The sequence below is a fragment of the Fibrobacter sp. genome, from assembly GCF_045601785.1.
Classification (GTDB): domain Bacteria; phylum Fibrobacterota; class Fibrobacteria; order Fibrobacterales; family Fibrobacteraceae; genus Fibrobacter.
In genome coordinates, this window is record NZ_JAZSAF010000055.1 from 1 (window position 1) to 15,014 (window position 15,014).

Consider the following 15,014-nt stretch of genomic DNA (forward strand, 5'->3'; position numbering starts at 1 on the left):
AGACCGATTTCGAATTCAATCTTGGAATTCCGGTAGGCCTCGAAATCGAGCGGCATCTTGCCGTCGGCCGCGAGGTAATTCAATGCGTGAAATTCCTTCTGGATTCCGATAAACTTGCTCGCCCATTTTTTGCCCTCTTGCAGGCGTGTCGGGAGAACGATAAACTTGAGCCTTCCCTGCTGGCGGGTAATGAAGTTCACCGCCGCGTGCGCACCGGCGGAAACGCCCGCAACGTAATTGAAGTCTATACCCTCGTCGAACCAGGTGTCCAGCACTCCTGCGCTGAACATCGTCTGGCGCGAGCCTCCTTCCAGCACCAAACCCGTTTTCACGCATTCCCCCTATTGTCATCCCCGGCCTGACCGGGCGGACAGCACTTAGAGCTTTGCTCTTTAGTGCGCATGGCCACCAAGGTGGGGATCTGTTCGGACGGAGTTTCCGCCGCCACCGGCAAAACCGGAGGTTCTGCAACGCCAAGAGCCTTCTGCTTGAGCGTCCAGACCTTCTGGCGGAAATACTCACTGCGTTCGGCCAGATGCTTCGAAGAAGGTATGCCCTTCACGCGCTCGATTTTTTCGGGCTCACCCACGACTATGCGGGTGCGGTGCCCTATCTTGTACACACCTTCAAGGCCCACCGAAAGCACGGGAGCGCCCGTACTGCGCGCAAGGAAAGCAAAGCCCGTCTTGAATTCGTTCAGCAGGCCATCGTAACGGCACTTGCCCTCGGGGAAAATAATGACGTTGTTCCCCTTTTCGAGTTCGCGCTTCGCTAGCAGCGCCCATTCGGTATCCAGGTTAAAGCGGTCGCAGGGAACCACGCACTTGACGCGCGTCAAAGCCCAGCTGAAATGCGGGTCTTCCACCTGATCCTTCGCCACCACGATGCTCTTCTTGTGGAAAAAGATGGCAAGCATCATGAGGGGGTCCCACATGCTGGTATGGTTCGCGATAATAACCGAAGGCGTCTTGAGCCGCGGGGACTTTACCGAACCCGCAAAAGTAATCTTCGGGCGGTACGCCACCAGCAGGTAAACGCGCACGGTGTATATCACGACCACCATGACGAACTGCATAAAAAATTCAAACAAAGGATTCTTTTTCTTACTAATCGCAGACATTACGTTCTAAAGGGAGATCCCCGCCTTCGCGGGGATGACATCTACTTATTTACCTAGAGATTCTTTCGGGATGGACGTAAAGGTCAAGGCGCCCTTCGCATGCACGTTGCCGTTCACCTTCACGATGCAGTCAAAACCAACGAGAACGCCACCGCCCTTCGTCTTATTCACGGTAATTTCGAGCTGGTCGCCGGGAATTACCGGCTTCACGAACTTGAACCCGTCAATCTTCAAAAGCACGTAGAGGTTCTTTTCCAAATCTTCCGCGGGCTTCTCGATAACGAGGGAGCAGAGCTGTGCGCATGCTTCGCAAATGAGGACACCCGGCATAATCGGAGTGCCCGGGAAGTGTCCCATGAAGTACGGTTCGTTCACGCTCACGTTCTTGATGCCGGTAGCGGATTCGTTCGGCACGAGTTCCGTGACTTTCTCGATCATCTGGAACGGCGGGCGCTGTGCAATCTTTTCGCTGATTTCGTAAATGTTCATCATAGGGAAAGTCCTCCGTCGAGCACGAACACCTGGCCGGTCACATAAGCGAACTGGTCAGAGGCCAAGGCAGACACGATGTTTGCGACTTCGTCGGCAGAACCGAAGCGCTTGAGCGGAATCTTTTCAAGGTAGCCCTTGCGGGTCTCTTCGGGAATCGCTTCGATCATATCTGTCGCGATAAAGCCCGGAGCCACGGCATTCACGCGGATACCGAAACCGCCCAGTTCCTTGGCTAGCGTCTGGGTCAGCGAATTCACGGCACCCTTCGTGGCACTGTAGACAGCCTGACCCGCGAGAGCGAACTTCGAAGACACGGAACTCATGTTGATGATCACGCCGGACTTCTGCTTGTACATCTTCACGGCCACCTGCTGTGCGCAATAGAAGTAACCCTTCACGTTCAGGTCGAAGCACTTGTCCAAGGTTTCGGGATTCATCATCATCAGGTATTCATCGCGGACAATGCCTGCGTTGTTCACCAGCACGTCAATGCGGCCGTAAGCCTTGAATACTTCGCGAACCATGACCTTTACCTGGGAAAGGTCGGCCACATTGGCTTTGTAAATCATGCCGTCGCCACCTTCGGCCTTAATCTGGTCCAAAGTCTGCTGAGCAGCCTCGTCGGAACTGGAGTAGTTCACCACAACCGTGTAGCCATCGCGAGCAAGACGCAAGGCACAAGCCTTGCCGATTCCCTTCGATGCACCTGTAACCAAAGCAACTTTCATAGGTCCTCCCACAGTTCGTTTCAGTTTATTTTTCATCGCAAATTTAACAAAAAAAACGGAAACGGCCTTCCCAACCAATCACAAAAGCGACAAAAATACAAAATCAAGGGGCGAAATGACAGTTCATTTGTTCAAAATAGCCGGGTACAAGGCTCCGCCACCTACAGACAAGCGTTTCACCCCTGTTCTCTACGACTTCGGGGCGTCACTCTTTTCTGGAGCCGTGGATTTATCAAGTTCGATGCTCGCTTCGGAGCCGGACTGATCAAGCCTCGTCCTTTCGCTGTAGAGCTTCTCAGATATATGCGTGAATGTTTCGACAATTTCCGGGTCGAAATGTCTGCCCGCTCCTTCGGTAATGATCGCCATCGCCTTCTCGTAGGTAAAGGGCTTCTTGTATACTCGTTCGGCGACCAGTGCATCGAACACATCGGCCACCGCCATAATTCTTGCAGACAGCGGGATGTCTTCGCCCTTGATTCCTGTCGGATAACCCGTGCCGTCCCACTTCTCGTGGTGGTAGTGGGCCATGTCTATCGACTCGTTCAGGTAATTTGCATCGATGGTATCGCCCGCATCTTCTACCATCTTCGTAAGGATTTTCCAACCTTCGGTGGTGTGGCTCTTCATGATGCCGAACTCTTCGTCGGTGAGCTTGCCCGGCTTGTTCAAGATCAAGTCGGACACGGCAATCTTTCCGATGTCGTGGAGAGGAGCTGCGCGCTTGAGTTTCTGCACAAACTCTTCGGTAAGCACGTCGGAGAACTTGCCTTCTTTCTTGAGCTGTTCGGCCAAGGCTTCCACATAGGCGGCAGTCTTCTTAATATGATTACCGGTGCTCTTGTCGCGGGCTTCGACGACTTCAGCGAATTCCATAATAATCACTTCCTGCATCCTGCGGATTCGTTCCGCCTGCCCCTGCACCTGCGAAATAAAATTGTAGGTGTCGGTGGCCATCGCCTGCAGAGAATCGTAAAGGTTTCCAATTTCGTCGAGAGACTGGATCTTCAGGTCGACCACGCGGTCTGCCGCAAGCTTAATCTGCTCGAGGTTCACCATTTCGTTATCCATGGAGCTTGCGATCATGGTCGTTCCAGAGAACTTCATCGCCGCCGTAGCCATGCGGTTCACGGGAATCACAACGCCGCGGTTCACCAGTTCGATAATGACGCTCATGATGATAATCGAAAGGCCAAAGAACAGCGAAAGCATCTTGATGAAGAACATGGCCTCGTCGGCGGAAATTTCCGTCATGTCAATGTCTGCAGCCACATAGGCAACGGTCCGTCCGCTCGAATTCTTAAGCGGAGTGTACACCGTGAGTAGCCAGCCGAACTGGTCGTCCGAAATAATCGGATCGATGGTACCACCGGCAAAAAGCGTCGGCAAGTAGGGCTCGAACGACGGATCGAACGGAATAATTTCTCCTGCGTATCCTCCCGGTTCCCCTTCGGCATCCAGGTCGAACACCACATGGCAGCCGTCTCTTTCGATCTTATAGATGTAGAGGAACCTTGTCTGCGGGAAACTTTCACGAATGCCAAACAAGATGCTCTCGATCATCTTGTATTCTTCGGCACTGTCCCCCATCGCGATGTATTCTTCGACACGGTCGGCATCCACAACGCGGGACGCCGCATGAGTCACGCCGGTCGCAATGTCCACGAATCTCTTGATGGAGTTGTCGCGGTAGAGGAAGAAACCAATGGTACAGGCTAGCGCTCCCAGGAGCACCTGAGCAAAAATAATCAGCACCACCACCTTGTGCAACAAGGAATGTTTCACGGTCTTCTTCGCGTGGCTGTTGCTCGAGTCGCGCAGGAACACCTTGTTCAAATGGTTCTTTAGGCGCCGCGGGATAAAGCGGAACAGGAATACGGCGGCGACAACCACAGCGCCCTTGTCAAACACATCGATGATGATGTCCGCGAGGAGTTGCGACACGAACTTGCTGTAGCCGAACACCTCGTGGAAAGCGTTTGCAAAGGGAGCGGTCACGCCCTGACCGAAATTCAGCCCGTAAAGGAAATAGGTAAAGAGCGAACCGACGCCGCCACCGATAACGGCAAACGACACAATGACGACAAAGAGCCTAGGAATGTTCGTGAAAAAGCGTTGATGGTAATAGAAGGTCGCCACAGCCGCAATCAAGATGCTGATGACCCCGTAGTACATGGTCTCGGGCTCGGAGATCCCGTTGATGGCATTTGACGCAAAGCCCACTATCACGGCGGGAAGGTTTCCGCCGAGCATCGCGGTTATAATCGTTCCGGTGCAGTCCAGGTAAAGGGGAATCCCCAAGGCCAGGGCGATGCGGGCAGGAATCACGTTCAAGAGAATTCCCGTCACGATCAACAGAAACGCAGACACTAATGTCGGATGGTTTCGATAATCAAACACCTTCATACCACACCTGCTTCTACATTACGATTTCCACAACCTTTTTATTGTTGGTGGCCCCCGTCACCACAGACACGTCCCTTTTGTGAACCCCAAAGTGCGATGCCAAAAGTTCGCAAATAGCCTCGTTTGCGGCACCATCTACAGGCGGGGCCTTCACCTCGACCTTGTAGCTGCCGTCGGGCTGCTTCACGACGCTTTCGCGCTTGCTTCTAGCATGTACCTTGATATTGATCTTCATCAGGCTAGCACATTTCCTTGGGGAGCCGACGGGCGAGCTCTCAGTTCTTCTTGCATTCGCTGGTCGTTTTCCATGGCGGAAAGCAGGTCTTCCTGCCCCTTGATCAGGGCGCGGCAGCGGATAAAGTAGTTCGTTCGCAGCTGCTTGAGCTGCTCGATTTCCATGCGGAGCTCTTCGGCTTCCTTCTTGGTGGATTCCACCTCGCGGACCGCACGGGCCTTCGCCTCGGCGACGATGAGTTCGGCTTCCTTTTCGGCAGACGCCTTGACTTCGTCAACGGTGCGCTGCATGGTGACAACGGCATCCTGTATGGTCTTTTCGATCTGGCGGTAGTAATTCACGCGTTCTTCGGCCACCTTGAGCCTTTCGGTCAGGTCCGTCCGGTCTCTGGACATCTGCTCGAACGCGCCCGCGGCCGTTTCCAAAAACGCCTTGACCTCTTCGGGGTCTACGCCGCCAAAATTCTTCTTGTGGAAAGTCTGGTTTCGAATATCCAAGGGTGTAAGTTCCATACGAATACCTGCAAAAAAAGCCTATTTCAGCCGTTATTAACCATTTGAAATATAAAAACTTGAAAATGAATCCAAGCTGGTCATCAAAAAATAAGATTAAAAAAGCCGAAATATCTTTTTATACACCCCATTTTCAAGCTATATTATCAGTATATGGTCAAGGCTATCAAAAAATTCTGGAAAGCTCAGGATACGCTAGAACGCAAGATGTTCTGGTCTATTTTGGTAGTTGTGACCATCGTTGCGACTTTTTCTGCCATTTTTACGGTTTTTGAAGGGTTCAACATCGCAGCCTCGCTTGCAAGCCTCGGTTGCGCAGCCCTTTGCTTTGTCATCGCGTTCATCGCTGTCAAGTCGGCCCTTTACAACCAGTGTTACCTGGTCATGTGCTGCATGCTCAGCTGCTTTCTCCTGCCGCTCCTGTTCCTGTTCTGCGGCGGAATCACCAGCGGCATGCCCCTGTACTGCATCACCTCGATGGCCCTCATCGCGCTCGCCGCTCGGGGCAAGGCAAAAATCGCCGCATTCATCATATCGATGGTGATTCAGATGGTTGTCGTGTACCTTTCTTGGGTCAACCCCGACATGGTATTTACAACACTTGACAGGGACGCTTCGTACCTCGACTTCATCGTGACCATTTTCCTGACCGGCATCACGTTATTTGCAGTGGGTTCGCTCTCCCTAATGGCCTACGCCGACGAACGCGAAAAGAACGCACGGCTCATCGCGAAACTCGACTACCTTTCGACGCACGACCCACTCACGGGGCTCTACAACAGGCGCTACCTGTTGCAGTATCTCGAAAACTTTGTATGGAAGCGCCGTAACGACTACTACCTCGCCATGCTGGACCTAGACAATTTCAAACAAGTTAACTGTTCCTGCGGAAACGACTTCGGCGACCACATCATCTGCACCGTGGGCAAGGCCCTGCAACGTTACGAAGACCAGGCCACCGGCGAATGCGTCGCACGTTTCGGTTGCGAAAAGTACATGTATGTAATCAACGCCGGTTCCGAAGTCGAAGCCTACGCCAAGGTGGAATCGTTCCGCAAGGCCGTTCGACAAATGCACTTCGAAAAATCCGTCGCGGTAAACGTCACGGTAAGCGGTGGGCTCATTCCCTGCAACAGCAAGGCGATTACCGATGTAAAGCAGTTGCTGTTCAAGGTAGACGAACTAGTGGCATCCGCCAAGAAACAGGGCAAGAACCAAATCCGCAACATGGTGGAAAATTAACGGAATCCCTGCACGGCAGGGATTTTTCGTTACGGCTCTTTTTCTATCTTTACATCCGTAAAAAATTTAAGAGGTCCATTATGACATTTGAAGAAATGTACGCCCTGGCATGCCAGCGCAAAAAGGAAATGCCCGAAGGCAAGGGAACTACGGAACTTTTCAAGAAGGGGCCGCACGCCATCGGCAAGAAGCTCGTGGAAGAAGCCGCCGAAAGCTGGCAGGCCGCACGCTTCGAAAGCCGCGACGCCCAGTGCCTTGAACTTTCCCAGGTGCTCTACTACGTGGCCGTGATGATGGCCGAAAAAGGCTTAACTCTCGAAGAGGTGTACGCTAAACTATGATCAAGGTAGCTCTCCCGAACAAGGGCATGCTTTTTGAGCCCACCCAGGAACTTTTGAAGGCCTGCGGCTACAAGGCTTCCAAGCCCTACAAGACTTTGACCCAGCTCGATACCAAGAACGGAATCGAGTTCTTCTTCCTGCGCCCCAGCGACATTCCCATGTACGTGGGCCGCGGCATTATCGACGCAGGCATCACGGGTATCGACTTCAATGCCGAAGCCAAGAGCCCGGCCGTCAAGGTGCTGGATCTTCCCTTTGGCGCATCCAAGATGTGCGCTGCCGTGCCAAACGAAAGCCCGGTGCAGTCTCTCGATGAACTCAAGAACTCGACCATCGCCACCAGCTTCCCGAACATCGTCGAAGGCTACTACAAGAAGCCGATGGATTTCGTGGTGCTCGAAGGTGCCGTCGAAATTTCGGTGAGCCTGGGTGTGGCCGACGCCATCGTCGACGTGGTGGAAACCGGTACGACGCTCAAGCAGGCAGGACTTCGCATCGTGGGCGAACCACTCTTCAGGAGCAACGCCGCCCTGTTCTGCAACCCGCAGAAGACCGAACTTGAAGAAGTTAACACACTGATCCGCCGCATCGAGGGCAAGCTTGTGGCCCAGTCGTACATGATGATCGAGTACGACTGCCCCGCCGAGCTCTTGCAGAAGGCCTGCGAACTGACCCCGGGTCTCGACGCCCCGACGGTGACCAAGCTGCACGGCCGTGAATGGTACTCCGTGAAGGCCATGGTCCCGCAGGAAGAAGCCAATTCCATCATGGACAAGCTCTGGGACGCAGGCGCTCGCAGCATTCTCCTGTTCGGTATCAAGAGCGCCCGCATCTAGACCATGAACTCTCTCGCTTATTTAGCACGCCAGCCCATTCTTGACCGGGAAGGCAAGATTTACGCCTACGAGCTTTTGTTCCGCGATTCCCCCGAAAGCGACATCGCGATTATTGCAAGCGATGTCCTTGCAACGGCGCAGGTGCTCGAGAACGTGCTGAACAACATCGGCATCCAGCGCCTGATCGGCAAGAACAAGGCGTTCGTGAACTGCAGCAAGAACATGCTGCTCGACAACCTGTTCGGGCTTTTAAACCCCAAGTATTTCGTACTCGAGATTCTCGAGGATGTCGAAGTGGACGATGCAATCGTCAAGGCAGTCCAGCGCTACAGGGCGCTCGGCTTTGAGCTCGCCCTGGACGACTTCATCTTCAACGAGGAGTTCATCACCCGGTTCAAGCCGCTGTTCCCCTACATCAGCTACGTGAAGATGGATGTCGTGGACAATTCGCTTCAGTCCATGGCAACCGCAGCGACTTTCTTCAAGACGATGGGTGTAAAGCTCCTCGCCGAAAAGGTCGAAGACGAAGCAACCTTCAAACGCTGCGAGGAAGCGGGCTACGACTATTTCCAGGGGTTCTTCTTTGCAAAGCCAGAACTTGTCACGGGCAGAAAGATCGACGCCACGTCGGCGACCATTCTTCAGCTTCTGCTCTGCATCAAGTCGCGGCCGAGCCTCGAAGACCTGTGCGAACATCTGCAGCAGCACGAAGACATCGCCCAGAACCTGCTTCGATTCGTAAACTCCGATGCACAGATCCGGCACAGCCGCATAAACTCCATCAAGGAAGCAATCGTCTGGGTCGGTATGAGCCGCATCCAGGAATGGCTGATGCTCATGCTGTACGCACGCCCCGAACTCGGCATGACTCCGCAGAGTTCTCCCTTGTTCCAGAACGCAACCCACCGAGCCAAGTTCCTGGAAAGTTTGGCCCGTACCATCGACAACGACAACGACGACTTCTGCGCGAAGGCCTTCATGGCGGGTCTCATCAGCCGCATGGACGCACTTGTCCGTGCCCCGCTCGAAACGATCCTGCCCGACGCCCCCGCTGACGACGAGATGCAGGACGCGCTTCTCAACAGAAGCGGTCGACTGGGAGCCCTTTTGCGCCTTGCCGACGCCGTGGAACTTGACGACCAAGACTCGATCCGCTCAAGCCTTTCGGAACTCGGCCTGAACTTTGCCCAGCTGAAACTCTGCATCAACGAAACCTACAACTTTAGCAATGAACATTGAGCCTGCAAGCCTTGAAGCGCTAATCGGGGAATTCTCGTCGCTCCCTGGAATCGGGCACAAGACCGCCCGACGCCTCGCCTACCATGTGCTTTCGAAAAGTACAGGCGACGTGGAGCGGTTCTCGGCAAACCTGCTCAATGCAAAGAACAAGGTCCACCCCTGTCCGCGCTGCTACGCCTTCACCGACGAAGACCTATGCCCCGTTTGCAAGGCCCGTGAAGGCGCCAAGTCCATCTGCGTCGTCGAGAAAAGCTCCGACATTATCCCCTTTGAACGCTCGGGAATCTACAAGGGGACCTACTTTGTACTGGGCGGCGTCATTTCGCCCCTCGACGGAATCGGCCCCGAACACCTGCACCTGCCCGACCTGGTGCGCCGCATCAAGGACGAAAACATCGAGGAACTGATCCTTGCCCTAGGTTCGAGCCCCGAAGCCGACAGCACCGCCCTTATGCTCGACCGAATGCTCGCAGGGATAAACGTCAAGCGCACGCGCCTTGCCCGCGGCATTCCCATGGGTTCAGACCTTGAATTTGTAGACGAAGTCACCATGCTGCGCGCATTCGAAGGGAGAGTCAGCTTATGATGTCGGAAGGAAAAAAAATGCAGGCCCCGAAAATAGCGAAGGGGCTAAAGGCGAACCTGCCGCCGAAAGTGAAACACCATGCTCCCGTGGTGGTGGGCGGCTACAAGATTGTCTCCGCAGAATTTGTGAAGGGTTCCACAAGCATCAAGCATCTGCCCGAAGAACGCCTGCCGCAAATCGCATTCCTCGGGCGCTCCAACGTGGGCAAATCTTCGCTGATGAACGCCCTAATGGGCAGAAAAGACCTCGTCAAAGTCGGAAGAACCCCCGGAAAGACCCGCGAATTGAATTTTTTCAAAGTCAACAACCAGTTTTTTCTAGTAGATTTACCTGGTGTAGGCTACGCAAAGGTCAGCAACAGCAAGCGCGACGAGATGGCGGACTTTATCCGCGAATACGTGGAAAAGTGCAAGGACCTGAAGGGACTCGTCTATCTGGTGGACGTTCGCCACGGCGGACACGCCATCGACATCGAGACGGTCGAAAACATCCGCGCATCGGGCTGTCCCGTGCTGATCGTTGCAAGCAAACGCGACAAGGCGAACCAGTCGGAACTTTCGAAGGGGCTGCGCTCTATACGGGAAAAATTCGGTCTCGACCAGAACCCGCTGAGCGTGAGTTCCCTGAAAAAGTTCGGGTTGGAGCAGCTGTGGCAGAACATTTTGGAAGCGATAGAGCAGGATGATCAAAAGGGCTAACAGAAACTCGGATCGGTTTACACCGCCCGCCAAGTTGTTCCACAACCTGGGACTGTTCCTGTTGCATCTTCCGGTGGGTCAGCAGGCCGCATTGTTCTTCAAGGCCATCGGCAGTCTGTTTTCCAATAACCGCAGCTTCAAGACCGATTCCAGAAACATCATCCTGCAGACATTCTTTACGGGTGTCGAAGTTTTCCCCATCCTGTTTATCGTTGCAACCTTGTTCGGTACCGTCGTCATTATCGAAGTGATTACCATGATGGGGAAGATGGGATTTTCCGATGTTGTCGGAAGCCTGATCGTGGTGGTGATTATCCGCGAACTGGGGCCCATTTTAACGGCGTTCCTGATTGCAGGCCGAAGCGGGTCGTCGCTCACGACCTACATCGGAAGCATGGTCATCAATTCCGAAGTCGACGCCCTTGCGACCATGGGTGTAGACCCCGTGCGCTACCTGGTGATGCCAGGCCTAATCGGTGGCTGTATTGCGATGGTCATCATGAACATCTTCTTTAGCACAAGCGCAATCGTAGTCGGATACCTCACCACCAAGGGGGCGATCCTCCTTAGCGGAAACGCCTTGAACATTCAGTTGACCTGGACCTACCTGAGCACCGAAATCCTGAACGCCATTTCGCTTTCCGACTTCGTGTTCGTCATCTTGAAGCCGCTCGTATTCGGCGCCATCATTACGACAAACGCCTGCTACCAGGCCCTGAACATCCAGCGCGATGTTCGCCAGGTGCCCAAGGCGACATCGCGGTCGGTCGTCAAGTCTTTCTTGTATGTCGTTATTGCTGACGTGTTCCTCTCGGTATACTACTTTGTTGAATACATGAACAACCTCTCTACGCTGATCTAATGTTTGACGAAGCCTTAAGAATGGAAGATGTCCACCTTGCCTACAGGGACATTGCAGGAGCAATGTTCTCGAAGCCGAGGACTCTGGGCTATTTTAGAGGCGAAGAGACCGACCCGCAAAAGGAACTCTTTTCGGACGTGAATCTTGTCGTGAAGCGAGGCGAGACCCTCTGCATCGGCGGTGGATCCGGTCAGGGAAAAAGCGCCCTGCTGCGAATCATCGCTGGGCTTGTCCGCCCCACAAAAGGCGACATCTTCTACTTCGGCGAATATATTCCGCCCGAACGCCTTACCGCACTCGAAGTGGCAAAGCGCCAGGTGGGAATGGTGTTCCAGAACGGAGCCCTGATTTCAAACCTTAGGGTGCGCGACAACATCGCGCTCCCGCTTCGTTACCACAAGATGGGCTCACCCGCCGAAATCGAAGAAAAGATTAACATGGCCATGGACCTGATGCGCGTCCGCGACGAGGCGGACCTGTTCCCGCACATGCTCAGCATGGGCATGCAGAAGCGCGTCGCCATCGCACGTAGCTGGGCCATGGACCCGAAGCTCCTCTTGATGGACGAACCCACCGCAGGGCTCGACAACTACAACCGCCGAAACCTGCTGCCGCTGATCGACAACATGCGTACGCTGTTCAAGACGACCATCATCATCGTGACGCACGACCTCATGATATCGAAGGAACTCGACTGCAACATCTGTTTTTTGCACCGCAAAAGGCTGACCGAGCCCAAGTCTTTTGACTACTGGCTCAATTCCAACAGCGAAATTTCCAAGGAACTTTTCCGCGACTTGCGCACAAGTGGTTAATATGTACCTACCTTTGCCCGACGATTTTCATGCCCACCTGCGACAGGGTGAACTTTTGCCCGGCTACGTACGCGACCTTGTAGCCCAGTTTGGCCGTGCCATCATTATGCCGAACACCATCCCCGCGATGACGTCAGCGAAGGCGATTGCCGAATACAAGGCGCAGATTCTCGACGCCGCGAAGGACATTCGAGCCGATTTCGTTCCACTGATGACCTTCAAGTTGAACCCAAGCTACACGGAGCAGGACCTGAAGGACATGATGGAAGTAGGCGTAGTCGCAGGCAAGTACTACCCCGCCGGAGTCACGACGAACAGCGCCGATGGTATCAGCGATTTCGAGGCGGTTTTTCCCGTAGTCGCGATGATGGAGAAGCTTGGGCTCGTGCTGTGCGTGCACGGCGAAGAGCCCGGCGAGTTCTGCCTAGACCGCGAGCCCGCATTCATCAAGCGAGTCGAGACGCTCGCCGAAAAATTTCCGAAGCTGAAGATTGTATTTGAACACCTGAGTTCTGCGAAGTCGGTCGAGGCGGTCAAGAGGCTACCCGCCAACGTGGCGGCGACCTTCACTGTACACCACCTGATGATGACGCTCGACGATGTCGTCGGGGACGCCCTCAGGCCGCACCATTTCTGCAAGCCCTTGCCTAAGCGGCCTGAAGACCGTGCCGCCATCCGCGAAGCCGCCTTCAGCGGGAATCCGAAGTTCTTTCTCGGCACGGACTCCGCCCCGCACCAGCTGGGGAAAAAGGAATGTCCGTGCGGGGCGGCGGGCGTCTACAGCGCACCGGTCGCCATTCCGCTGCTCGTGCAGGAATTCGAAAAAGCCGGTCACCTGGACAAGCTCCCGAACTTCATCGCAGGCTTTGGCGCCGACTTCTACGGAATTCCGCGCACCCAAAAGCAGATTGAAGTCGTCAAGGAATCGTGGACCGTCCCCACGCTCGTGAACGGAGTGGTGCCGCTTGCCGCAGGCCAGACGCTCGAGTGGAAAATGAAGCAATAGTAAGGGGCGCCCCTTATGAAAGAGTCTCGCGCTTCTAATTTCGAGTTGCTCCGAATCATTCTGATTCTTTTCGTCCTCGCGCTCCACTACAACTCCCCCTATCGACACGGCGCCTTCAGCTATATCGAAAGCGCACCCCTTTTCAACAAGTTCTTTCTGTACAGCATCGAGGCCCTCGCCCTCGGTGCCGTAAACACTTTCCTCTGCATCTCCGGATATTTCCTGAGCGAACGGAAGAGCGTCAACGTCCGAAAAGTCGTCTACCTATTTACCGTGCTGATTGCCTACAATGCCTTATCGTATTTGGCCTTGTCGATCGGAAGTGGAAACTTCACCCTAAAAAACTTTTTCCTTAGCGCAAGCCCCGTCAACTACTACGCGTGGCTATATGGCGCCACCTACCTGCTAGCCCCCTTCTTGAATCTCGTCTTTAGACATACATCTAACAAGGGACTCAACACGTTCATAGGCATCGCGGTCATCCTTTTCTCCATTGTCCCGACGCTCTCCGATTTCTGCCTGCCGTCACTTTTCAATACCAAGGCATCGTTCTCAGCCGTTTCCCTCTACGGTAACGGAAACGGCTACACGCTGGTAAACTTCGTCTTGCTCTACTATATTGGCGGCTATATCGCCCATCAAAAGGCCGGCCTAAAACCAATTCCTGCTGCGCTATGCTACATCCTTTGCACCGCAGTCATTTGCGCCATGATGTTCATCGACCACAGCAGGGCCATATCGTACTGCAACATATTTGCAATCATGCAGGCCATCTCGCTATTTCTACTGTTCAAAAACATCCACTTCAACAGCAGGATCGTGAACAGCATCGCCAGAAGCGTATGGGGCATATTCATCATCCACACGTTTTTCGTCACCCTGTTCGTTCATGCCTATCCCTTTGCACCGGCCGTTTCTGGTTCAATTCCGCAGCTTCTTACGCACTTCACCGTTTGCATAGCATCCACGTTCCTGTGCGCCCTGCTATGGGACAAAGTTTGCTCACTACTGCTTCGTCCCGTCAACGCCCTATTTGACCGGGTTAAAATCCTGAATAGGGAAATTTCGGTTTCCGCTCTTTAATCGCATTTTTTTAGTTCCATCACTATAAAATAATGTAGATTATATGAAGAACTATAATCTGGGATTCTTATGGCCTTTATCCGTGCAATCTTTTACTATTTGTTTATCGCCGTCGGTCTTTTTGTCGTCGGTATTCCTTTCATGTTCTACAAGGGAGTGCTTTGCAGGCGCTGGGAAGACAGTACCCGAGTGTGCATCCCTTTTTTCAATGTACTTTTCAAGCTATCCGGAATCAAGATCGAAATCGAAGGCAAGGAAAATATCCCGGACCACAAGAAATTCGTACTCGTCGCGAACCACCAGAGCTTTTTGGACATCAACGTCATTTGGCCCTCGATTACCATGACCTCGTTCATTGCGAAGGCGGAACTTTGGAAGATTCCCGTATTCGGCTGGGTGCTGAACAAGATCGGCTGCATCCCCGTACACAAGAACCCGCGCAAGAACCTGGGCATGGGCGCTGTCGTGAAAAAGCGCCTCGAAGACAACGTGACGATTTCGGTGTTCCCCGAAGGCCACCGCAGCGCAGACGGGCACATGCTCCCGTTCCAGAACGGAATTTTCCGCATGGCCAAGGAAAACAAGTTTCCGCTCCTGCCGGTGACGCTTGTGGATACGGGCAAGCGTCTTTCCAAGACCAAGTGGGCGCAGACCCCGGGTGTCGTGAAGATTGTGGTGCATCCGCTGCAGACACCCGAAAGTTTTGAGAATAAATCCGCCACGCAGCTGCGCGACGAGATTCACAACATGATTTCATCGGCTCTGCCTTACAGGCAAGCCGAAGCCGCCACCGCGGCACAAAAGGAGGCTTAG

The 15,014-nt window shown here is 53.8% G+C and carries 18 protein-coding genes; 11 read left to right on the forward strand and 7 right to left on the reverse strand.

Annotation, left to right across the window (positions count from 1 at the left end; genetic code table 11):
* The 7 genes from ACKI61_RS08025 to ACKI61_RS08055 form a co-directional block, all read right to left on the reverse strand.
* The coding region (locus tag ACKI61_RS08025) for a patatin-like phospholipase family protein (protein ID WP_407457225.1) at positions 1-332 on the reverse strand (332 nt) is incomplete at its 3' end.
* Positions 329-1,075: a lysophospholipid acyltransferase family protein gene (locus ACKI61_RS08030; RefSeq protein ID WP_407457226.1), complete on the reverse strand. Its 747-nt coding sequence runs from the start codon at positions 1,073-1,075 to the stop codon at positions 329-331. The genes ACKI61_RS08030 and ACKI61_RS08025, both read right to left, overlap by 4 nt.
* Positions 1,076-1,165: 90 nt before the next feature.
* Positions 1,166-1,612, reverse strand: a complete 447-nt coding sequence (gene fabZ, locus ACKI61_RS08035; RefSeq protein WP_407457227.1) for a 3-hydroxyacyl-ACP dehydratase FabZ — start codon at positions 1,610-1,612, stop codon at positions 1,166-1,168.
* On the reverse strand, positions 1,609-2,340 hold the full coding sequence (locus ACKI61_RS08040; RefSeq protein WP_407457228.1) for a glucose 1-dehydrogenase: 732 nt from the start codon (positions 2,338-2,340) through the stop codon (positions 1,609-1,611). The genes fabZ and ACKI61_RS08040 overlap by 4 nt, the downstream gene beginning before the upstream one ends.
* A 189-nt stretch (positions 2,341-2,529) precedes the next feature.
* On the reverse strand, positions 2,530-4,746 hold the full coding sequence (locus ACKI61_RS08045) for an HD-GYP domain-containing protein (RefSeq protein ID WP_407457229.1): 2,217 nt from the start codon (positions 4,744-4,746) through the stop codon (positions 2,530-2,532).
* Between the two features lie 13 nt (positions 4,747-4,759).
* Positions 4,760-4,981, reverse strand: coding sequence for a DUF167 domain-containing protein (locus ACKI61_RS08050; protein WP_173566031.1), 222 nt, complete (start codon positions 4,979-4,981; stop codon positions 4,760-4,762).
* Entirely contained in the window at positions 4,981-5,493 is a 513-nt protein-coding gene (locus tag ACKI61_RS08055; protein WP_407457230.1) for a DivIVA domain-containing protein, read from the reverse strand. Before ACKI61_RS08055 ends, ACKI61_RS08050 begins: the two co-directional genes overlap by 1 nt.
* Positions 5,494-5,646: 153 nt before the next feature.
* On the opposite strand from ACKI61_RS08055, the gene ACKI61_RS08060 reads away from it, so the two are divergent.
* The 11 genes from ACKI61_RS08060 to ACKI61_RS08110 all read left to right on the forward strand — a co-directional run bounded on the left by ACKI61_RS08060 (position 5,647) and on the right by ACKI61_RS08110 (position 15,014).
* Complete coding sequence (locus ACKI61_RS08060; protein WP_407457231.1) at positions 5,647-6,735, forward strand: GGDEF domain-containing protein; 1,089 nt, start codon at positions 5,647-5,649, stop codon at positions 6,733-6,735.
* A gap of 80 nt (positions 6,736-6,815) precedes the next feature.
* A complete protein-coding gene (gene hisE / locus ACKI61_RS08065) occupies positions 6,816-7,076 on the forward strand; it encodes a phosphoribosyl-ATP diphosphatase (protein ID WP_072812962.1) in 261 nt (86 codons plus the stop codon).
* Positions 7,073-7,912 carry an ATP phosphoribosyltransferase gene (hisG, locus tag ACKI61_RS08070; protein WP_407457232.1) on the forward strand — a complete coding sequence of 280 codons (840 nt, stop codon included), beginning with the start codon at positions 7,073-7,075 and terminating at the stop codon, positions 7,910-7,912. Before hisE ends, hisG begins: the two co-directional genes overlap by 4 nt.
* Positions 7,913-7,915: 3 nt before the next feature.
* The gene (locus ACKI61_RS08075) at positions 7,916-9,151 is read left to right on the forward strand and encodes an EAL and HDOD domain-containing protein (protein WP_407457233.1); all 1,236 of its coding nucleotides are present in this window, start codon (positions 7,916-7,918) and stop codon (positions 9,149-9,151) included.
* Positions 9,141-9,737, forward strand: coding sequence for a recombination mediator RecR (recR, locus tag ACKI61_RS08080; protein ID WP_407457234.1), 597 nt, complete (start codon positions 9,141-9,143; stop codon positions 9,735-9,737). Before ACKI61_RS08075 ends, recR begins: the two co-directional genes overlap by 11 nt.
* A complete protein-coding gene (yihA, locus tag ACKI61_RS08085; RefSeq protein ID WP_407457235.1) occupies positions 9,734-10,435 on the forward strand; it encodes a ribosome biogenesis GTP-binding protein YihA/YsxC in 702 nt (233 codons plus the stop codon). Before recR ends, yihA begins: the two co-directional genes overlap by 4 nt.
* A complete protein-coding gene (locus tag ACKI61_RS08090) occupies positions 10,419-11,297 on the forward strand; it encodes an MlaE family ABC transporter permease (RefSeq protein ID WP_407457236.1) in 879 nt (292 codons plus the stop codon). The genes yihA and ACKI61_RS08090 overlap by 17 nt, the downstream gene beginning before the upstream one ends.
* Positions 11,297-12,112: an ABC transporter ATP-binding protein gene (locus ACKI61_RS08095; protein WP_407457237.1), complete on the forward strand. Its 816-nt coding sequence runs from the start codon at positions 11,297-11,299 to the stop codon at positions 12,110-12,112. The genes ACKI61_RS08090 and ACKI61_RS08095 overlap by 1 nt, the downstream gene beginning before the upstream one ends.
* Before the next feature lies 1 nt (position 12,113).
* The gene (gene pyrC, locus ACKI61_RS08100) at positions 12,114-13,118 is read left to right on the forward strand and encodes a dihydroorotase (RefSeq protein ID WP_407457238.1); all 1,005 of its coding nucleotides are present in this window, start codon (positions 12,114-12,116) and stop codon (positions 13,116-13,118) included.
* A 15-nt stretch (positions 13,119-13,133) separates the two neighbouring features.
* On the forward strand, positions 13,134-14,201 hold the full coding sequence (locus ACKI61_RS08105; protein WP_407457239.1) for an acyltransferase: 1,068 nt from the start codon (positions 13,134-13,136) through the stop codon (positions 14,199-14,201).
* Positions 14,202-14,270: 69 nt separating this feature from the next.
* Positions 14,271-15,014 (forward strand): lysophospholipid acyltransferase family protein, encoded by a 744-nt coding sequence (locus ACKI61_RS08110; protein WP_407457240.1) that lies wholly within the window; start codon positions 14,271-14,273, stop codon positions 15,012-15,014.

Excerpts from the sequence above, each read along its gene's own strand:
- ACKI61_RS08030 (WP_407457226.1), bottom strand. The coding sequence starts at position 1,075 with ATGCAGTTCGTCATGGTGGTCGTGATATACACCGTGCGCGTTTACCTG.
- fabZ (WP_407457227.1), bottom strand. The coding sequence starts at position 1,612 with ATGATGAACATTTACGAAATCAGCGAAAAGATTGCACAGCGCCCGCCG.
- ACKI61_RS08040 (WP_407457228.1), bottom strand. The coding sequence starts at position 2,340 with ATGAAAGTTGCTTTGGTTACAGGTGCATCGAAGGGAATCGGCAAGGCT.
- ACKI61_RS08045 (WP_407457229.1), bottom strand. The coding sequence starts at position 4,746 with ATGAAGGTGTTTGATTATCGAAACCATCCGACATTAGTGTCTGCGTTT.
- ACKI61_RS08050 (WP_173566031.1), bottom strand. The coding sequence starts at position 4,981 with ATGAAGATCAATATCAAGGTACATGCTAGAAGCAAGCGCGAAAGCGTC.
- ACKI61_RS08055 (WP_407457230.1), bottom strand. The coding sequence starts at position 5,493 with ATGGAACTTACACCCTTGGATATTCGAAACCAGACTTTCCACAAGAAG.
- ACKI61_RS08060 (WP_407457231.1), top strand. The coding sequence starts at position 5,647 with ATGGTCAAGGCTATCAAAAAATTCTGGAAAGCTCAGGATACGCTAGAA.
- hisE (WP_072812962.1), top strand. The coding sequence starts at position 6,816 with ATGACATTTGAAGAAATGTACGCCCTGGCATGCCAGCGCAAAAAGGAA.
- hisG (WP_407457232.1), top strand. The coding sequence starts at position 7,073 with ATGATCAAGGTAGCTCTCCCGAACAAGGGCATGCTTTTTGAGCCCACC.
- ACKI61_RS08075 (WP_407457233.1), top strand. The coding sequence starts at position 7,916 with ATGAACTCTCTCGCTTATTTAGCACGCCAGCCCATTCTTGACCGGGAA.
- recR (WP_407457234.1), top strand. The coding sequence starts at position 9,141 with ATGAACATTGAGCCTGCAAGCCTTGAAGCGCTAATCGGGGAATTCTCG.
- yihA (WP_407457235.1), top strand. The coding sequence starts at position 9,734 with ATGATGTCGGAAGGAAAAAAAATGCAGGCCCCGAAAATAGCGAAGGGG.
- ACKI61_RS08090 (WP_407457236.1), top strand. The coding sequence starts at position 10,419 with ATGATCAAAAGGGCTAACAGAAACTCGGATCGGTTTACACCGCCCGCC.
- ACKI61_RS08095 (WP_407457237.1), top strand. The coding sequence starts at position 11,297 with ATGTTTGACGAAGCCTTAAGAATGGAAGATGTCCACCTTGCCTACAGG.
- pyrC (WP_407457238.1), top strand. The coding sequence starts at position 12,114 with ATGTACCTACCTTTGCCCGACGATTTTCATGCCCACCTGCGACAGGGT.
- ACKI61_RS08105 (WP_407457239.1), top strand. The coding sequence starts at position 13,134 with ATGAAAGAGTCTCGCGCTTCTAATTTCGAGTTGCTCCGAATCATTCTG.
- ACKI61_RS08110 (WP_407457240.1), top strand. The coding sequence starts at position 14,271 with ATGGCCTTTATCCGTGCAATCTTTTACTATTTGTTTATCGCCGTCGGT.